The 15,852-nt window shown below is 73.7% G+C and carries 15 protein-coding genes; 7 read left to right on the top strand and 8 right to left on the bottom strand.

All coding sequences use genetic code 11. From position 1 onward, the window contains the following. Positions 1-103: 103 nt before the first annotated feature. From ACZ6RC_RS09385 to ACZ6RC_RS09370, 4 genes are all read right to left on the bottom strand, one after another. Complete coding sequence (locus tag ACZ6RC_RS09385) at positions 104-1,456, bottom strand: hypothetical protein (RefSeq protein WP_469580379.1); 1,353 nt, start codon at positions 1,454-1,456, stop codon at positions 104-106. 13 nt (positions 1,457-1,469) lie between these two features. Further along, positions 1,470-3,104, bottom strand: coding sequence for a DUF3492 domain-containing protein (locus ACZ6RC_RS09380; protein WP_469580377.1), 1,635 nt, complete (start codon positions 3,102-3,104; stop codon positions 1,470-1,472). A 262-nt stretch (positions 3,105-3,366) separates the two neighbouring features. Further along, complete coding sequence (locus ACZ6RC_RS09375) at positions 3,367-4,662, bottom strand: DUF3152 domain-containing protein (protein WP_469580375.1); 1,296 nt, start codon at positions 4,660-4,662, stop codon at positions 3,367-3,369. Positions 4,663-4,850: 188 nt separating this feature from the next. Then, complete coding sequence (locus ACZ6RC_RS09370; protein WP_391139348.1) at positions 4,851-5,918, bottom strand: alpha/beta fold hydrolase; 1,068 nt, start codon at positions 5,916-5,918, stop codon at positions 4,851-4,853. Positions 5,919-6,055: 137 nt separating this feature from the next. Here ACZ6RC_RS09370 and ACZ6RC_RS09365 point away from each other — a divergent pair, with 137 nt between their 5' ends. The 4 genes from ACZ6RC_RS09365 (at position 6,056) to ACZ6RC_RS09350 (ending at position 7,954) form a co-directional block, all read left to right on the top strand. Further along, positions 6,056-6,271 (top strand): hypothetical protein, encoded by a 216-nt coding sequence (locus ACZ6RC_RS09365; RefSeq protein WP_391139349.1) that lies wholly within the window; start codon positions 6,056-6,058, stop codon positions 6,269-6,271. A gap of 147 nt (positions 6,272-6,418) precedes the next feature. Beyond that, positions 6,419-7,078, top strand: a complete 660-nt coding sequence (locus tag ACZ6RC_RS09360; protein WP_453613569.1) for a TetR/AcrR family transcriptional regulator — start codon at positions 6,419-6,421, stop codon at positions 7,076-7,078. Between the two features lie 149 nt (positions 7,079-7,227). After that, positions 7,228-7,455 (top strand): DUF3107 domain-containing protein, encoded by a 228-nt coding sequence (locus tag ACZ6RC_RS09355; RefSeq protein ID WP_365714460.1) that lies wholly within the window; start codon positions 7,228-7,230, stop codon positions 7,453-7,455. 226 nt (positions 7,456-7,681) lie between these two features. Then, positions 7,682-7,954 (top strand): hypothetical protein, encoded by a 273-nt coding sequence (locus tag ACZ6RC_RS09350; RefSeq protein ID WP_391139351.1) that lies wholly within the window; start codon positions 7,682-7,684, stop codon positions 7,952-7,954. A gap of 267 nt (positions 7,955-8,221) precedes the next feature. Here the strand turns inward: ACZ6RC_RS09350 and ACZ6RC_RS09345 are convergent, their stop codons facing one another. Continuing rightward, entirely contained in the window at positions 8,222-8,956 is a 735-nt protein-coding gene (locus ACZ6RC_RS09345) for a ferritin-like fold-containing protein (RefSeq protein ID WP_391139352.1), read from the bottom strand. Between the two features lie 520 nt (positions 8,957-9,476). Here ACZ6RC_RS09345 and ACZ6RC_RS09340 point away from each other — a divergent pair. Next, positions 9,477-11,636, top strand: a complete 2,160-nt coding sequence (locus ACZ6RC_RS09340; RefSeq protein WP_469580368.1) for a DEAD/DEAH box helicase — start codon at positions 9,477-9,479, stop codon at positions 11,634-11,636. Positions 11,637-11,744: 108 nt separating this feature from the next. Here the strand turns inward: ACZ6RC_RS09340 and ACZ6RC_RS09335 are convergent, their stop codons facing one another. After that, positions 11,745-12,746 carry an endonuclease/exonuclease/phosphatase family protein gene (locus ACZ6RC_RS09335; RefSeq protein WP_469580365.1) on the bottom strand — a complete coding sequence of 334 codons (1,002 nt, stop codon included), beginning with the start codon at positions 12,744-12,746 and terminating at the stop codon, positions 11,745-11,747. Between the two features lie 77 nt (positions 12,747-12,823). On the opposite strand from ACZ6RC_RS09335, the gene ACZ6RC_RS09330 reads away from it, so the two are divergent. Next, positions 12,824-13,681, top strand: a complete 858-nt coding sequence (locus ACZ6RC_RS09330) for an alpha/beta fold hydrolase (RefSeq protein ID WP_469580362.1) — start codon at positions 12,824-12,826, stop codon at positions 13,679-13,681. A 124-nt stretch (positions 13,682-13,805) separates the two neighbouring features. Here ACZ6RC_RS09330 and ACZ6RC_RS09325 read toward each other — a convergent pair whose 3' ends face one another. Beyond that, positions 13,806-14,741, bottom strand: a complete 936-nt coding sequence (locus ACZ6RC_RS09325) for an NYN domain-containing protein (RefSeq protein ID WP_391139356.1) — start codon at positions 14,739-14,741, stop codon at positions 13,806-13,808. A 176-nt stretch (positions 14,742-14,917) separates the two neighbouring features. Here ACZ6RC_RS09325 and ACZ6RC_RS09320 point away from each other — a divergent pair, with 176 nt between their 5' ends. After that, on the top strand, positions 14,918-15,070 hold the full coding sequence (locus tag ACZ6RC_RS09320; RefSeq protein ID WP_086024648.1) for a hypothetical protein: 153 nt from the start codon (positions 14,918-14,920) through the stop codon (positions 15,068-15,070). A gap of 154 nt (positions 15,071-15,224) precedes the next feature. On the opposite strand, the gene ACZ6RC_RS09315 is transcribed toward ACZ6RC_RS09320, so the two are convergent. After that, positions 15,225-15,830, bottom strand: coding sequence for a MarC family protein (locus tag ACZ6RC_RS09315; RefSeq protein WP_391139357.1), 606 nt, complete (start codon positions 15,828-15,830; stop codon positions 15,225-15,227). Positions 15,831-15,852 lie beyond the last annotated feature (22 nt).

Raw genomic sequence — 15,852 nt, 5'->3', positions numbered from 1 at the left:
CTGCGCGGGGGACGCGCCCGCGGCGTCGGCTCCGCGGGTGCGTCGGGGTTCAGGGGGCGTCATGGCGATCGGCGCGACCCCGGCAAGGTCGGCATGGCACCCCCTAGGGATGGGCGTGGGCCGAGGCCCGGGAGAGGGCGACGGTGGCGTGGGCCAGGAGGCCGACGGCCGCGGCGCCGCAGACGAGGGTGGGCAGGGCGCCGGGGCCCCAAGCGCCCACGAGGGTGCGGACGGGGACCGCGAGGAGGTCGCAGCCGGGGATCCGGGCGGCGAGGACGGTCGCGACGGCGAGGGCTTCGCCGGCGCAGGCGGCGGCGAGGCCGTTCGCGGCGGTGTCGGCGAAGCCGTGGACGGTGAGGAGCCGGGCGAGCAGGAGCAACACGCCGAGGGCGAGGGCACCGGGCGCGAAGCCGGTCAGGCCGAGCAGGGCGGCGAGGGCGGCCGTGTGCAGGGCGACGGCGAGAAGCAGCAGCGGGCGGGCGCCGGCGGCGAAGTCCTCCAGGCCGCGGCTTGCGGCGAGGCGGTGGCGGGCCCGTACGGAGAAGAGGTGGGCGCACCAGGCGGCGGGGGCGACGGCGAGAGCGAGGCCGAGGAGGGGCCCTGGGGCGACCGGCCAGCCGCCTTCGGGCCCGCCGGTGAGCGTCTCCTGGAGGAGACCGTCCCCGCCGAGCGCGTACGCGAGGAGCCACAGGGTCCAGACGCGCGCGGCGGGGGCGGTGCGGCCGGCGGCGCGCAGGGGGCCGCGCCGGACGGCGATGACGAGCGCGACGGCCAGGCCGAGGGCCCCGGCCACGCCGACGGCGAGGCGCACGGACCCTTCGGTGAGCGCGAGTCCGCCGACGGCGAGGGTGGCGACGGCTCCGGGCACGAGGGCCCGGACCGTCCACCCGGACCGTCCGGGGCGCGCGCCGGTCTCGCGCGCGGGGCGCACGGGCGCCCCGCTCCCGCGCGGCACGCGGGCGTAGAGCTCCTCGGCGAGCGAGAAGACGTCCCGGTGCCGGAACCGCGCGGCGGTGCGGTCGGTGACGCCGTGCGCCTCGAGACCTGCGGCGATCTCCAGGGGGTCGACGGCCCGCTCGCACAGCTCCCGGTGCCGGTGCATGAGCACCCGCACGGGGTCGACGGGCCCCCGTCGGGGGGCGTTCACGGGCACGGTCGCGGTGGTCTTGAGCGGGACGGTGTCGGCCTCCGCGTCGAGGCCGGGAAGGGCGCCGGCCTCCGGACCACGGCCCGGGAGGGTGTCGGCCTCCGCGCCGAAGCCCGGGAGGGTGTCGTCCTCGGGGGCGAGGACCGGGAGGGGGGCGTCCTGCGCGCCGAGGGGCGCAACGGTGTCCCCTTCTCCTTCCCATGCGGCGGTGGGGTGAGGGATGAGGGGCGTCAGCGCCTTCGTCTCCAGCAGGGCCTCGGAGTGGGCGTCCCAGGGGCCGGGGCTGGTGGGGGCGGCGGGGCCGCGCATGGGGGTGCCTCCTTCAGGCATCGGGGTCTCCCTGGCCGGCGGTCGCGCTCACCGGCTGGTCCGCCCAGGCGCCGGGGACGTACGCCTCGGCCGGGTGGGCGAAGGGGACGCCCTCGGCGGCGCGGCGGCGCACCGGCGCGTGGGAGAGGAGTTCGAGGTACATGTCGCGGAACGCCGCGAGGTTCTGCTCGACGGTGAAGAGTTCGAGCGCGCGGGCGCGTGCGGCCGCGCCCAGGCGGTGGCGGCGCTCCGGGTCGCGCAACAGCGCGAGGCACGCGTCGGCGAGCGCCCGGGGGTTGCGCGGGGGTACGACGAGTCCGGTGCCGCCGATGACCTCGACGACCGCGCCGACATCGGTGGAGACGGTGGCGCGGGCGCAGAACATGGCCTCGACCAGGCTGATCGGGAAGCCCTCGACGACGCTGGAGAGGACCACGACCGCGCCGGCGCCGTACGCCTCGGCGAGCGTCGGGGCCTCGGGTCCGCCGATCTCCTCGAAGGTGACCGGGTTCTCGCCGACGGCGTGCGCGCCCGTCGCCTCGTCGGGGAAGAGCTGGGCCGCGAGCCCCCGGCAGTGCGCGAGGTACGCCTCCGCGCCGGGCTCGCGCGCCGGCGCGGCGATGATCCGCAGCCGGGTGTCGGGCTGGGCCCGGCGCACGTCGGCGAAGGCGTGCAGCAGCGCGATCAGGTCCTTGGCCGGTTCGACCCGGCCGACCCAGACGAGCGTGGCCGGGTCGCCGCTCTCCTCGTTCTCGCCGATCTCGGCGAACCGTGCGGCGTCCATGCCGGGGTGGACCGTGCGCAGCTTGGCCCGGTCGGCGCCGCACCTCTCCTGCCAGCGGCGGGCGTGGGCGTTGCCGGGGGTGAGGAGTGCGGCCTCGCGGTAGACCTCGGCGGCCAGCCGGCCGTGGAAGGCGGCGAGCAGGGCGCGTACGGGGGCGGAGACGGGTGCGTCGAAGGCGGTGAGGTAGTGGGTGCGGAGCTGGACGCCGTACTCGGTGACCAGCAGCGGGGCGCCGAAGAAGCGTTTGGCCAACAGGCCGGGGAGAGCCGCCGATCCGCCCGAGGCGGCGTGGCAGAGGTCGGCCGCGCCGAGGTCGTCCTCGCCGTACCAGTCGAGGGAGAGCGGGCGCAGGGCGCGCTCCAACTGGTCGGCGAAGTCGAGGTAGTCGGGGACGGTGGCGCCTGCCAGGCTCCGGCGTGCGCCGGGGGCGCGACAGGCGGACTCCAGGGTGCGGACGGCGAGTTCGGAGCGGAGCGCGGCGTAGAGTCCGCCGCGCTCCCTGGCGAGTTCGGCGAGGCCGTAGAGCCCCTGGGCGAAGGAGCGCCCCGCGGCCCCGCCCGCGGGCTCGTCGCCGTCCGCGCAGATGCCGGTCGCGAGTGCCCGGAAGTGTCCGGCGAAGAGGCGGCGGTCGCGGCGACCGTAGGTGCGGCCGTCGTCCTCGGGGGCCCAGAGGGGTGCCGTACGGACGCGGCGGACGCCGTCGGGCAGGTCGACCCAGCCGCCGTCCTCCTGGCGGGCGCTGCGGCTGAGGGCGTAGACGTCGAACTCGTGCGGGGCGAGTCCGCGCACGAGCCGGTCGCACCAGAGCCTGGACTCACCCGTGGCGTACGGATAGCCACCCTCCGTGAGCAGTCCGATCCGCATGAGGCACACCCCCGCTCTCCCTTGGTCGCCGTCGCCTTCGGTCGGGCGACGCGCAGCGGGAAGAACGTAAGCGGATATGCGGGTGGCGCGATGGACGGTTGTCCATCGCGCCACTGGAAGGGGTGAATGCACGTAACTTTCACACTCGGGTCGCGTTCTGTCGCGCTACGAGGTGATTCGGTGACGAAGCGTGAGGCCCCGGCCGGTCCTGGGGCGTCTGTCCGGCCTCGCCGGTCCGGCCGTCAACGGCCACCGGGGCCCGTCAACGGCCCGGGTGGACCCACGGGTTGGGGCGGCACTTGATGCCGTCGACGTTCAGGGACTTGGTCTGCTGCTGCATCACCGGGGCGAGCGCGCCCGGGGTCTGGCAGTTCACATGGCCGTGTCCGAGCCGGTGGCCGACCTCGTGGTTGATGAGCATCTGGCGATAGGCGAGCATCGCCTTGGCGCCGTAGGTCTCCGATCCCTGCGCCCACCGGAAGGCGTTGATCATCACGCGCGAGGTGGAGGCGGAGTCGCAGGAGACGTTGTCGACGGTGGTGTCCAGGTCGGACTTGGCGCACCAGACGCCGGTGGTGCCGGGGCTGGCGAGGGTGACCACGAACTCGGGCTCCCCGCTGGAGATCCGCTCGAAGGTCATCTCCCCCTTGCCTGCCCAGCTCCGTTCGTCGTTGAGGGTCGTCTGCACGGCCCGCGCGAAGAGCTTCGCGTCGAGCCCGAGCCCCTTCTCGACGTCGATCCGGTAGCGCACCTTGTCCCCCTTGCCGGGGGCCTTGTCGAAGCCGGGGACGGTCTCGAAGTCGCCCGGCCCCCGGAGCGAGGGGTCGATGGGGAACTGGCTGTCCATCAGCTGTTCGTAGGTCGGCTGGGCGGCGGGCACGGCCGGGCCGGCGGGCGCCGGCTCGGCGGGCCGCACGGGCGTGTTCCGCTCGTCGGAGCGCGAGGCGGTCCCGTCCTCGGCACCACGGTCGGCGGGTCCTTCGGCGGCCTGGGCGAGGGCGCCGCCGGCTTCGCTCTCGGCGACCTGGCCGGCCACGACGACGGCGAGGACGGTGGTGACGGCGGCGGCCGCGATGCCGGTGAGGGTGCGGCCCTTGCCGCTCTTGGCCGGCCGCGTCCCGGGCAGGTCCTCCTCGGGGGCGTCGGCGGAGCCCAGCGCGGAGGTCTCGGAGGACGGATCGGCGGGCGTCCCGGTGGCGGTCTCGCGTCGGGGGCCGGGAATGAACGGGTCCTGCGAGCCGGGAGTTCGGCCGGTGGGGCGCGGGGCGCCGTGCCAGTCGCCGTAGCGTTCGGAGGGGGAACCGGTATCGGCGTGACCGGGGTGCCCGCCCCGTACGGGGGTGTCGGTGTGCGCGGCGGGGGTGCCGTGCGCCGGGGTGTCCCAGACGGCCTGGCCGTACGCCGTCGCCGTCCGGCCGTGGCCCTGCCCGTAGGGGGCCTGCCCGTACGGGTCCTGGCGGTACGCGTCCCCGCCGTAGGCGCTCTGGCGCTGCGCGTTCCGACCGTACGCGGCCTGCCGGTCGTACGTGTCCTGGTCGTACGTGTCCTGGTCGTACACGTCCTGGTCGGGCGAGCGCCTGCGGCGGCCCGTCCCCTGACCCTGCGGCTGGGCCTGACCCTGCGCCGACGCCTGTGCCGGCGTCCGCCCCTGTCCCTGCTGCCCTTGCCCGGCGGTCCCCCGCCGGGCCGTATCGGCCGCGGGAGCGGGCGCGGGCCCCCTCCGACTATGTCGTCCCACGCCCTGGATCAGCTCCCGCCGCTGTCGTCTGTGCCGGCCTCGTCGAACATCTCGGCCGGTTCGGTCCGTTCGGCCCGTCCGGACCGCCCGGCCTCTTCGGTTGTCCTGCCCCGCTCGGCCGCTTCGGCCTCGATCAGCTCCCGCACGGCCTGGGCGACCGTCTCGGGGTACTCCATCATGGCCACGTGCCCGGCGTCCGGAAGGGTCAGGAGCCGCGAGCCGCCGAAGGCCGCCGCCGCCCTGCGCGCCATCCGGTACGAGACGAGCCGGTCGCGGACACCGTAGACGAGGAGCGTCGGCGCGAGCACCCGCTCCGCCTGACGCCACAGGCCCTGCTGCCCTCCGAGGGTGTACGCGTCCACGATGCCACGCGAGGAGCGTGCCATGACATCCCAGAAGTACGGGAGTTCCAGGCGGCGTTCCATCTCCTCGACGGCGTGCTGGAAGCCCTCGTCGGTGACCCGTCCGGGGTCTCCGTAACAGAGTGCCATGACGCCGCGGACCCGCTGCTCCGGCGTCCAGTCCCGGCTCAGCCGGGAGAAGAGGGAGGCGACGCCCGGCAGCGCGAGCAGCGCCGTCGGCCAGGCGGTGCGCTGGGCGCGCAGCTCGGGCAGGGCCGGGGAGACCAGGGTCAGGGTGCGCACCAGGTCGGGCCGGACGGCGGCGACGCGGGTGGCGACGGCGCCGCCGAGGGAGTTGCCGATGAGGTGGACCGGGCCGCGGCCGCCGGCGTCGAGCAGCCGGATGACGGCGCGGGCGTGCCCGGTGACGGAGTAGTCGGAGTCGTCGGGCGGCGGGGAGTCGCCGAAGCCGGGGAGGTCGACGGCCTCGCCGTCGACGAGGTCGGCGAGCAGCGGCATCATGGCCGACCAGTTCAGGGAGGAACCGCCGAGGCCGTGGACGTACAGCGCGGGCGGGAGGCCGGGCCGGACGCCCGGCCGGGCGCGCACGGTGAGGGTGAGCCCGGGCAGTGCGACCGAGCGCAACTCCTCGCCGTCGGCGACCCGTACGGTGCGGGTGCGCGACGCGGGCGGGGCGGCGGAGGTCCGGGGCTCCGGGTACTCGGTCGACGACATGGCCGCAATATTACGAGACGATCACGCCGTGGCGCGTGTGTGGGGCGTCACAGGCTCGGGTGCGCCGGACGGGCTGTGCTCCTACGCTCGTAGGAGAGGGTCATCCGGAGAGCGACCGTGTGCCGGGGAGGAAGCCCATGACTGCCGATCCGAACGAGCCGGACACATTCGCCGAGGAAGAGGCCGGAGTGCTCGACGAGGAAATCCCCGAGGCCGACGCGGCCGAGCAGCAGACCGATGTCCGGCAGGACGAGGACGAGCCGCACACGCATCTGGAGCAGGAGTCGGCGAACGAGGCGGACGCCTCCGAGCAGGCTCGGGTGGTCTCTTTGGACGAAGACGACTACCGCTGATTTGTTCGGTTTAATGTTGAATTGCCGACCATTCCGGGCGTCCGGTCCGTGAAATTGTGCGTCCGCACCGCGCACAGCCGGGTTACCCAAAAGTACGATGGCGGGCGCGACGCCACAGCGCGCATGGATCGATTTTTGGGAGGCGGCGTGACAGCCATCGAGCAGACAGAGGCAGCACGCCCTCGGGGCACGCGCCTGCCGCGCCGAGCCCGACGGAACCAGCTCCTCGGGGCGGCCCAGGAGGTGTTCGTCGCGCAGGGCTACCACTCCGCCGCGATGGACGACATCGCCGAACGGGCGGGTGTCAGCAAGCCGGTGCTGTACCAGCACTTCCCGGGAAAGCTGGAGCTCTACCTGGCACTCCTCGACCAGCACTGCGAGGCGCTGCTCCAGGCGGTGCGGACCGCGCTCGCGTCGACCACGGACAACAAGCTCCGGGTCGCGGCGACCATGGACGCGTACTTCGCCTACGTCGAGGACGAGGGCGGCGCGTTCCGTCTCGTCTTCGAGTCCGACCTGACCAACGAGCCGGCCGTGCGCGAGCGGGTGGACCGGGTCAGCCTGCAGTGCGCGGAGGCGATCTCCGACGTCATCGCGGAGGACACCGGGCTCTCCAAGGACGAATCGATGCTGCTCGCCGTGGGCCTCGGCGGGGTCTCGCAGGTCGTCGCGCGGTACTGGCTCTCCAGCGAGTCGGCGATCCCGCGCGACAAGGCGGTGGCGCTGCTGACCTCGCTGGCCTGGCGCGGTATCGCGGGGTTCCCGCTGCACCCCTCGGAGGGCCAGCTGAGCGCCGAGGGCCACTGACCGGTCCGGGGGCGCCGGCCGCGCGCCTTTCGCGCGCTGTTCGCTCCTGGCGTTGAGCGGCTGCGCCGTACGTGTCCCCTCACCGGGCTAATGTGTGCAGCGTACGGCGCGGGAGACGCGCAACGCTGACCGTTCGGAGGGACATAGCCGTGGAGGTCAAGATCGGCGTGCAGCACGCACCCCGGGAGATCGTTCTGGAGAGCGGGCAGTCCGCCGAGGAGGTCGAGCGCGCCGTGGCCGACGCGCTGGCCGGCAAGGCGCAGCTGCTCAGCCTCACGGACGAGAAGGGCCGCAGGGTCCTGATCCCGGCCGAGAAGATCGCGTACGTGGAGATCGGCGAGCCGGCGGTGCGCCGGGTGGGCTTCGGCGCGCTCTGAGACGTACGTCCGGTACGTCCGGTACAGCGAAAGGCCCGGCGGATGTGATCCGCCGGGCCTTTCGTGTGTCCGGCGGCCGGACGAGGGCCGGGCGCGCGGTCGGTCGATGGCGGGTGTCCGCCGAATGTGCTGGTGGGGACGGCCGGGGAGGGTTGTATCGCGATGGGTTCGGGTAGGACGGCCTACGACCGAATTGCCCGCTCCGCTCCGCACGCGAGGTGATCCCGTGTTCCTGGAAGCCATCGGCTCCGCCCTGCTCGGACTCGCCCTGGCCTGGGCGGCCGTGCACCGGCTGCCCGACCGACTCCCCGGACGAAGGGCCGTCCTCCTGACGGGCTCGCTCGGCGCCGTCTTCGGCGCTCTGGTGACCCACGGGGCCCTGGGCCCCGGCCATGGCCTGGCGACCCTGATCGGGGCCGTCGCCGTGGCGGCGGTGCTGCTCTCCCTGCTCCTCCGCCCGGCCACCCGCCGCCGCCTCCGCCGATCAGCGGCGGCCTGACGGGCGGCTTGACCGGCGGTTCTGACCGGCGGCTTCCGCCTCGGCGCCTGCGCGGCCGGCGCCGGGCCGGCCGGCTGGCCGGCGAAGAAGGGTGACGGGCGGGCCGGCCGGACCCTGACCGGCAGCCGCGCACGGGCCGTGCCCTGAACCGGTGCCGTCCCCACCAGGACCGCGCTCCGCGGCCCCGCCTCGCCGCGACCGGCCCCGTGAGCGCCACGCCGTGGCGGGGAGACCGCCTCACCCGCGGTCTTCGGCGCCGAAGGCGTCCTAGGCCGCGAGGCCCAGGGCCGCCATGCGCTTGGTGTGGGCTTCGGTGATGCGGGAGAACATGCGGCCCACCTCCGCGAGGTCGAAGCCGTCCGCCACGCCGCCGACCAGCATCGTCGAGAGGGCGTCGCGCTCGGCGACCACCCGCTGGGCCTGGGAAAGGGCCTCGCCCATCAGCCGGCGCGCCCAGAGCGCGAGCCGGCCGCCGAGGCGCGGGTCGGCCTCGATCGCGGCGCGGACCTTCTCCACGGCGAAGTTGCCGTGGCCCGTGTCGTCGAGGACGGAGAGCACCAGCCGACGCGTGTCGGAGTCCAGACGGGCCGCCACCTCGCGGTAGAAGTCACTGGCGATCGAGTCGCCGACGTACGCCTTGACAAGGCCCTCCAGCCAGTCGGACGGCGCCGTCTGGCGGTGGAAGTCGTCGAGCGCCCTGGCGAACGGCTCCATCGCGGCCGTCGGCTCGGCGTCCACGGCGGTGAGCCGGTCGCGCAGCTGCTCGAAGTGGTGGAACTCGGCGGAGGCCATCTTCGCCAGCTCGGCCTTGTCCGCGAGGGTCGGCGCGAGCTTGGCGTCCTCGGCGAGGCGTTCGAACGCCGCCAGCTCGCCGTAGGCCAGCGCCCCCAGAAGATCGACGACCGCGGCGCGGTACTGCGGCTCGGCGGATGCCGTGGCCCAGTCCTGGGCGGCGATCCCGGTGGGTTCCTCGGCGGATGTGGCGTTGTCAGGCGTCTCCATGAAGCGCACAATAGCCCGCCCGCAGCACCGGGTAAGGCCCTGGTCAGTCACTGTGACCGCGCCCTCATTACGAATTCTCCCAACACACCTGCGCGAATCCGGGGTACAGTGATAAAGCGCCTGCTGAGTATGTGGACATGCTTTCGCACGTTCGGACGTACCCGGTGGGCCATCTCATGAATGAGGATGCCCGGTCGGTGGCCCGACTGGCTCCGACCCGACAGCCCTCCCCGCGCACCGCGGAAGGGTCCCTCAAGCGGCATGACGCTCGAGCGACGGCAGTGGTCCCGCGCCACCCGGTTGTGATCTTCACGATCCAGGATCGATCCGACTGATCCGGGACGTGTCCGATCCGGCCGGAAGTGAATCGGCACGGTACGACCCCCATCGTTCGCCTCGCGCCGCGTCTCACAGAAGAGGCAGCACCCTGACTACGACTTTCCGAGAGCTCGGAATCCTTCCCGAGACGGCCGAGGCGCTCGAAGCCGTCGGCATCGTGACCCCCTTTCCCATCCAGGAGATGACCCTCCCGGTCGCACTCTCCGGCAGCGACGTCATCGGCCAGGCCAAGACCGGCACCGGCAAGACGCTCGGCTTCGGCCTGCCGCTCCTGGAGCGCGTCACCGTCCCCGCCGACGTCGAGGCGGGCCGGGCCAGGCCCGAGCAGCTGACCGACGCCCCGCAGGCGCTGGTGGTCGTCCCCACCCGAGAGCTGTGCCAGCAGGTCACCAACGACCTGCTGACCGCCGGCAAGGTCCGCAACGTCCGCGTGCTCGCCATCTACGGCGGCCGGGCGTACGAGCCCCAGGTCGAGGCCCTGAAGAAGGGCGTCGACGTGATCGTCGGCACCCCCGGCCGGCTGCTCGACCTGGCCGGCCAGCGCAAGCTCGACCTCTCCCACGTCAAGGCCCTGGTCCTCGACGAGGCGGACGAGATGCTCGACCTCGGCTTCCTGCCCGACGTCGAGAAGATCATGAACATGCTTCCGGCGAAGCGCCAGACCATGCTGTTCTCGGCCACCATGCCGGGCGCCGTCATCGGCCTGGCCCGCCGCTACATGTCGCAGCCGACGCACATCCGCGCCACCTCGTCCGACGGCGAGGGCGTGACCGTCGCCAACATCAAGCAGCACGTCTTCCGCGCGCACTCCATGGACAAGCCGGAGATGGTCTCCCGCATCCTGCAGGCCAACGGCCGCGGGCTAGCGATGATCTTCTGCCGTACGAAGCGCACGGCGGCCGACATCGCCGAGCAGCTGCAGCGTCGCGGCTTCGCCTCCGGCGCGGTCCACGGCGACCTCGGCCAGGGCGCCCGCGAGCAGGCGCTGCGCGCCTTCCGCAACGGCAAGGTCGACGTGCTCGTCTGCACCGACGTCGCCGCGCGAGGCATCGACGTCGAGGGCGTCACCCACGTCGTCAACTACCAGTCGCCGGAGGACGAGAAGACGTTCCTCCACCGCGTGGGCCGCACCGGCCGCGCGGGCGCCAAGGGCACCGCGGTGACCCTGGTCGACTGGGACGACATCCCGCGCTGGCAGCTCATCAACAAGGCGCTCGGCCTCGACTTCCACGAGCCGGTCGAGACGTACTCCAGCTCCCCGCACCTCTACGAGGAGCTGGACATCCCGGCGGGCACCAAGGGCGTCCTGCCCCGCGCCGAGCGGACCCGCGCGGGTCTGGGCGCGGAGGAGCTGGAGGACCTGGGCGAGCCCGGCGGCCGCGGCCGGAAGAAGGCGGCCTCGGCCGCCCCGGTCGAGGAGCTCCCGGCGCGTACGCGCACCCCGCGCCAGCGTCGCCGCACGCGGGGAGGGTCGACGGCCGACGAGACCGTCGCGACCACCTCGGCCGCGACCACCACTGCCGCGCCCGCGACCGCGCCGTCCGCCGCCCCCGCGGCGACGGAGGAGTCGGCGGAGCCGCGCACCCCGCGCCGCCGTCGCCGCACCCGCACGGGCGGCGGCACCGCCACGGCCGTGGCCCCCACGGCCGCCCCGATCGCTCCGGTCGCGGAGGCCCCGGCGGCTCCCGTGGCCCAGCCGAAGGCCCCCCGGGCCCGCGCGGCCGAGAAGGCTCCGGTCGCCCAGGCGGCGCCCGTGGCCGTGGAGACGGTCGAGGAGGCCCCCCGGGCCCCGCGCCGTCGCCGCCCCCGCATCATCCGCACCGAGGCCGACGCGGTGACCTTCCAGACCCCGGAGACCGCCGCCGCCGCGGCGGCCGCCGCGGCCGCCACCCCCGCGCCGGCCGAGGTCGTCGAGGCGCCGGCCGAGGCCCCGAAGGCCCCCCGCCGTCGGGCCGCGAGGAAGGCCGTCGCCACCGAGGCCCCCGCGGTCGCCGCCCCGGCGGAGGCCGTGGAGGCACCGGCCGAGGCCCCCAAGGCCCCGCGCCGCCGCACCACCAAGAAGGCGGCCGCCGCCACGGAGGCCCCCGCGGCCGCCGAGGTCACGGAGACCGTCGCCGAGACGGTCGAGGAGACCCCCAAGGCTCCCCGCCGCCGTGCGGCCAAGAAGGCCGTCGCCGCCGAGGCCCCCGACGCGTCGGAGCCGAAGACGGCACCGCGCCGCCGCACCACCAAGAAGGCAGCCGCGGCTCCGGCGGAGGCCGTCGAGGCACCGGCCGAGGCTCCCAAGGCCCCGCGCCGCCGCACCACCAAGAAGGCCGCGGCCGCCCAGCCCGAGAGCTGACGCCCGCACCGCACCACGACACGGCGGCCCGTCCCCTGCGCAGGGGACGGGCCGCCGTGTCGTTCCGTACTCCGGCGCCGGTGCGCGCCGGTCGGCGGGCCCGCCGGGTCAGCCGATGAGGACGGGGACGGTTCCGACGAGGACCCGGTGGTCGGAGCACTGGGTCGGGTCGGCCGGCGGGGCCATCGGGTCGGGGGCGGTGCAGCCGGTCGGGATGGTCAGCGCGTCGGCGCTGTACGGTCCGGCGACGCGGCTCTCCCGGACGAATACGTGGTCGATCTTCGCCTTGTCGCCGCACGGCGGCGCGTTCCCCGGCACGGCGTCGGCGGTCCACTCGCCGTATCCGGGGCAGTTCGCCGCGTCGGCGTCGTCCAGCTCACGGTGCGCACCGGTGTTGTTCCCGTTGTTCCCGGCTACCGACGGCGCGTAGTAGCCGTCGAGGCGGCTGTAGTCGGGCTGGGCGTTGAAGTCGCCCGCGACGAGGTAGGTCTCGCCGGCGGCGTCGAAGCCGTCGAGGACCGCGCGGACGTCGTCGAGCTGGCGGACGTTGTCGGCCTTGGTCTGCCCCGGGCCCACGACGTTGCTGGTGGTGATGTGCACGGTGCAGAACTTCATCCTGGCCTGCTCGGCCAGGGGCGCGCACAGCATCTTGCGGGGCTCGGGCGTCGGCCGCTCCGCCGTCGGGGTGTCCGCCGGCAGCGGGTACTGCCGCGAGGAGCCGAGCGCCCGCTTGCTGAACAGCGCGTTCCCGAAACCCGACGCGCCGTCGCAGAGCCCGGAGCTCGGGGCGAGGGTCTCCGCGAAGCGCGAGAAGTTCCCCGTGTCCTCGGGCCATCCGGCGGCGATCAGGCCCTGCTGGATCGCCTTGTACTGGCTGAAGCAGATCTCGTTGAAGGACACGAAGTCCGCGTCGCGGTTGTCGATGGAGGACACGGCCTTGGTGACCATGCCGCCGGTGGTCTTCCCGTCCCACATGACATGGCCCGAGACGTTCCAGTGCCAGACCGTGTACGTCGCCGTGGTGCTCGCCGCCGAGGCGGGCGACGCCGCCGTCAGGACCAGACCGAAGAGTGACAGAACGACCGTGAGCCGTCGTTGTCCGCGCTTCACATTCCCTCCCCTGTTCAAAGGCGATCATCGTAGAGGGCGGCCCGGCGACCGCCCCCATCTGCGGATAAAGTCCTGTCATGAGCAAGCCCCGGTCCCTGGCGCTGCCGCCCCGCACCCGCCCCCGCCGGCTGCTGACGGGACGCGGGAGCTTCGCCGTGCTGGAGGCCGTTCCCCTCGGGGAGACGCGGGGCACGGTGCTGCTGCTGCCGGGTTACACCGGCAGCAAGGAGGACTTCCTCGCGCTCCTCGGACCGCTGAGCGACGCCGGCTACCGAGCGGTGGCCGTGGACGGCAGGGGGCAGCACGAGACGCCGGGGCCGCGCCGCCGCTCCGCGTACAGCCGGCAGGCGCTGGCCCGGGACGCCGTCGCACAGGCCGCGGCGCTCGGGGACGGCCCGGTGCATCTGGTGGGGCATTCGTTCGGCGGCCTGGTGGCCCGGGCGGCGGCCTGGCACGCGCCGGAGGCCTTCCGGTCGCTGACGCTGCTCTCCTCCGGGCCCGGGCGGGTCTGCCGGGCCCAGCGGGTGCGGGTGCGGGCGCTGCGGGCCGCGCTGGCCGTGCTGTCCAAGGATCGGGTGTGGCAGGCCATGCGCTGGCTGGACAGCCGGGGCGAGGCGCCGGGCGTGGTCGACCCGCCGGAGATCACGTGGTTCCTGCATCGCCGCTGGATGCGTACGCGGATCGTCCAACTCTCCGTCACGGGAAGGCTGTTGGTCTACGGCCAGGAGGGGACGGAGCAGCTGGCGAAGCTCACGGTCCCGCTGCACATCGCGTACGGCGACGGCGAGATGGTCTGGCCGGTCGCCGACCTGGCGGCCGCCGCGCGCCGGACCGGGGCCCACCACACGGTGGTGGCGGGCGCCGGCCACTCGCCGAACGTCTCGCACCCCGAGGAGCTGGCCGACCGGCTGACCGCGTTCTGGGAGCGCTGCTAGGGCGTGTGCGGGCGGCCCCGGACGGCACATCCCGTACGGGGCAGGCCGTACGGGGAGGCCGTACGGGGAGGCCGTACGGAGAGGCCGTACGGATGAGCCCCTACGGGATCGGCGTACGGGCGGGTCAGAACTGGTTCTGGAGGTGCTGCCAGAACCCGTCGCGCAGGGCCCTGCGCAGGGCCGCGTGGCCGCGCAGCGAGCGGCTGAGCAGCTTCTCCGCCTCGATCAGCAGGTCCTGGTCGACCGGTCCGGGCAGATAGGGGTGGCCGGGCAGCAGCTCGGCCATCGCGTCGCGGCCGCGCTCGCCGAGCCAGGTGGCGGCGATCTGCGCGCCGATGAACCGGGCCTCGTCGCGCGAGGGCGGGGGCTCGCCCTCGTTCTCGTACGTCGTGACCGGCCGGCGGGTGACGTACGGGCGGCAGAAGTCGAGGTCGAAGGTGCGCTGGCTGTCGACCTCCCACAGCAGCGGCTCGGCCTGGTTGCGGCCCTCGGCGGCCTCGATGCCCCAGAGGTGGACGCGGGCGCCGTACCCCTGGGCGGCCTCCACCGCGGAGACCAGGTCCTCGTCGCCGCCGACGAGGGCGGCGTCGCTGATGGCGCGGTGCCGGGCGAGGGACTCCAGGTCGGAGCGGATGAGGGAGTCGACGCCCTTCTGCTGGTTGTTGGCGTTGAGGTTGCCGAGGCGGACCTTGACGTCCGGCAGCTCGGCGATCGACTGCTGCTCGGGGGTGTGGGTGCGGCGCCGGGCACCGTCGTACCAGTAGACGCGCAGCAGCCGGCTGTCCGCGAAGATCGTGCGGGCCTTGTCGATGAAGGCCTCGATGATGCCTTCGGCGTCGAGGTCGAAGGAGCGCCGGTCCTCGGTGCCGACCACCAGCAATCCGGCCGCAGCATAGACGTAACCCGCGTCGACGAAGATGGCGTGGGTAGAAGGTGTCTTGGCCACCTCCGCCAGCATCCGCTGGAGGAGTTCGTTGGTGCGCTCCACGCGGGCGCCGAGCGCCCTGAGCTGGTCGGCGGTCGGCTCGGGCGGCGTCTGAGGGTTCTCTGCGTCGTTCATACGGGGCTCATTGTCCGCCGGGCAGGGGCCTGCCGCCAATGTCTCTTACCAGTCAGTAGTTAGCCATCCGAAAATTTTCCTTAGCGTAGGGAATGTTTGCAGGATGCATGCCGTTGTAGCCGTACGTAACCCCAGTTCTCCACCAGGAGGATCAACTCAGACGAAGGGAGAAGCCCGTGCGCTTCGAAATCCTGCGACTTGACGACATCGACGGCACGCCCGTCGACCGGACAGTCGTGGACGCCGCCTCCGTCAACCGGATCGTGCAGCAGGCCGCCTCGATCGGTCAGCGCATCTGGATCCGCCCGGCCGAGACCTCGGCCTCGTAACACCGTGACGCCCTGGCGCCGACGCCTCGCGCCGTGAGGCCGTGCCGCGTGTGGCCCGTAGGGCACCCACTCAAGCACCGCGCCCCCGCATGGACTCCGGAAACCGGAATCCGTACGGGGGCGCAGTGACGTCCGGGGGCGGCCCGGGGGCCGCTCAGGCGCCCTGGATGACCTGGGTGACACCGTTGATGATCTGCTGCACGGCGATGGCCGACAGCATCATGCCGGCGAGCCGGGTGACGAGCACGACGCCGCCGTCCTTGATGACGCGGATGATCAGCAGCGAGTTGCGCATGGTCAGCCAGAGGACGACGTGCATGGCGACGATCGCGGCCCAGACGGAGATCTGCGCGGAGGCGCCGTCGGCGTGCTGGACGGCGAGGATCACGGACACGATCGCGCCGGGCCCGGCGAGCAGCGGCATCCCGAGGGGGACGAGGGCGACGTTGACGTCCTTGGTCTGCTTGGGCTCGTCGGTCTTCCCGGTGAGCAGGTCGAGCGCGATGAGCAGCAGCAGGAGACCGCCCGCGATCATCAGCGCGGGGACGGAGACGTGGAGATAGGCGAGGATCTGCTGCCCGAGGATGCCGAAGACGGTGATGACACCGAAGGCGACGGCGACCGCCTGCCAGGCCATGCGGCGCTGGACCTTGGCCGGCCGGCCGGAGGTGAGGGCGAGGAAGATCGGGGTGATCCCGGGGGGATCCATGATCACAAAAAGGGTCAGGAAGAGCGAGCCGAAGACGGCGACGTCGAACACGGTGAGCCTTGCACGAGTTGGG

The sequence above is a fragment of the Streptomyces sp. NPDC048353 genome, from assembly GCF_055587165.1.
The sequence above is the reverse complement of the archived record's forward strand: the minus strand, read 5'-3'. Positions and strand labels throughout refer to the sequence as shown.

Coding starts and splice junctions, on each gene's coding strand:
- ACZ6RC_RS09330 (WP_469580362.1), top strand. CDS start 12,824: ATGAGCAAGCCCCGGTCCCTGGCGCTGCCGCCCCGCACCCGCCCCCGC.
- ACZ6RC_RS09385 (WP_469580379.1), bottom strand. CDS start 1,456: ATGCGCGGCCCCGCCGCCCCCACCAGCCCCGGCCCCTGGGACGCCCAC.
- ACZ6RC_RS09345 (WP_391139352.1), bottom strand. CDS start 8,956: ATGGAGACGCCTGACAACGCCACATCCGCCGAGGAACCCACCGGGATC.
- ACZ6RC_RS09380 (WP_469580377.1), bottom strand. CDS start 3,104: ATGCGGATCGGACTGCTCACGGAGGGTGGCTATCCGTACGCCACGGGT.
- ACZ6RC_RS09340 (WP_469580368.1), top strand. CDS start 9,477: ATGACCCTCCCGGTCGCACTCTCCGGCAGCGACGTCATCGGCCAGGCC.
- ACZ6RC_RS09370 (WP_391139348.1), bottom strand. CDS start 5,918: ATGTCGTCGACCGAGTACCCGGAGCCCCGGACCTCCGCCGCCCCGCCC.
- ACZ6RC_RS09365 (WP_391139349.1), top strand. CDS start 6,056: ATGACTGCCGATCCGAACGAGCCGGACACATTCGCCGAGGAAGAGGCC.
- ACZ6RC_RS09325 (WP_391139356.1), bottom strand. CDS start 14,741: ATGAACGACGCAGAGAACCCTCAGACGCCGCCCGAGCCGACCGCCGAC.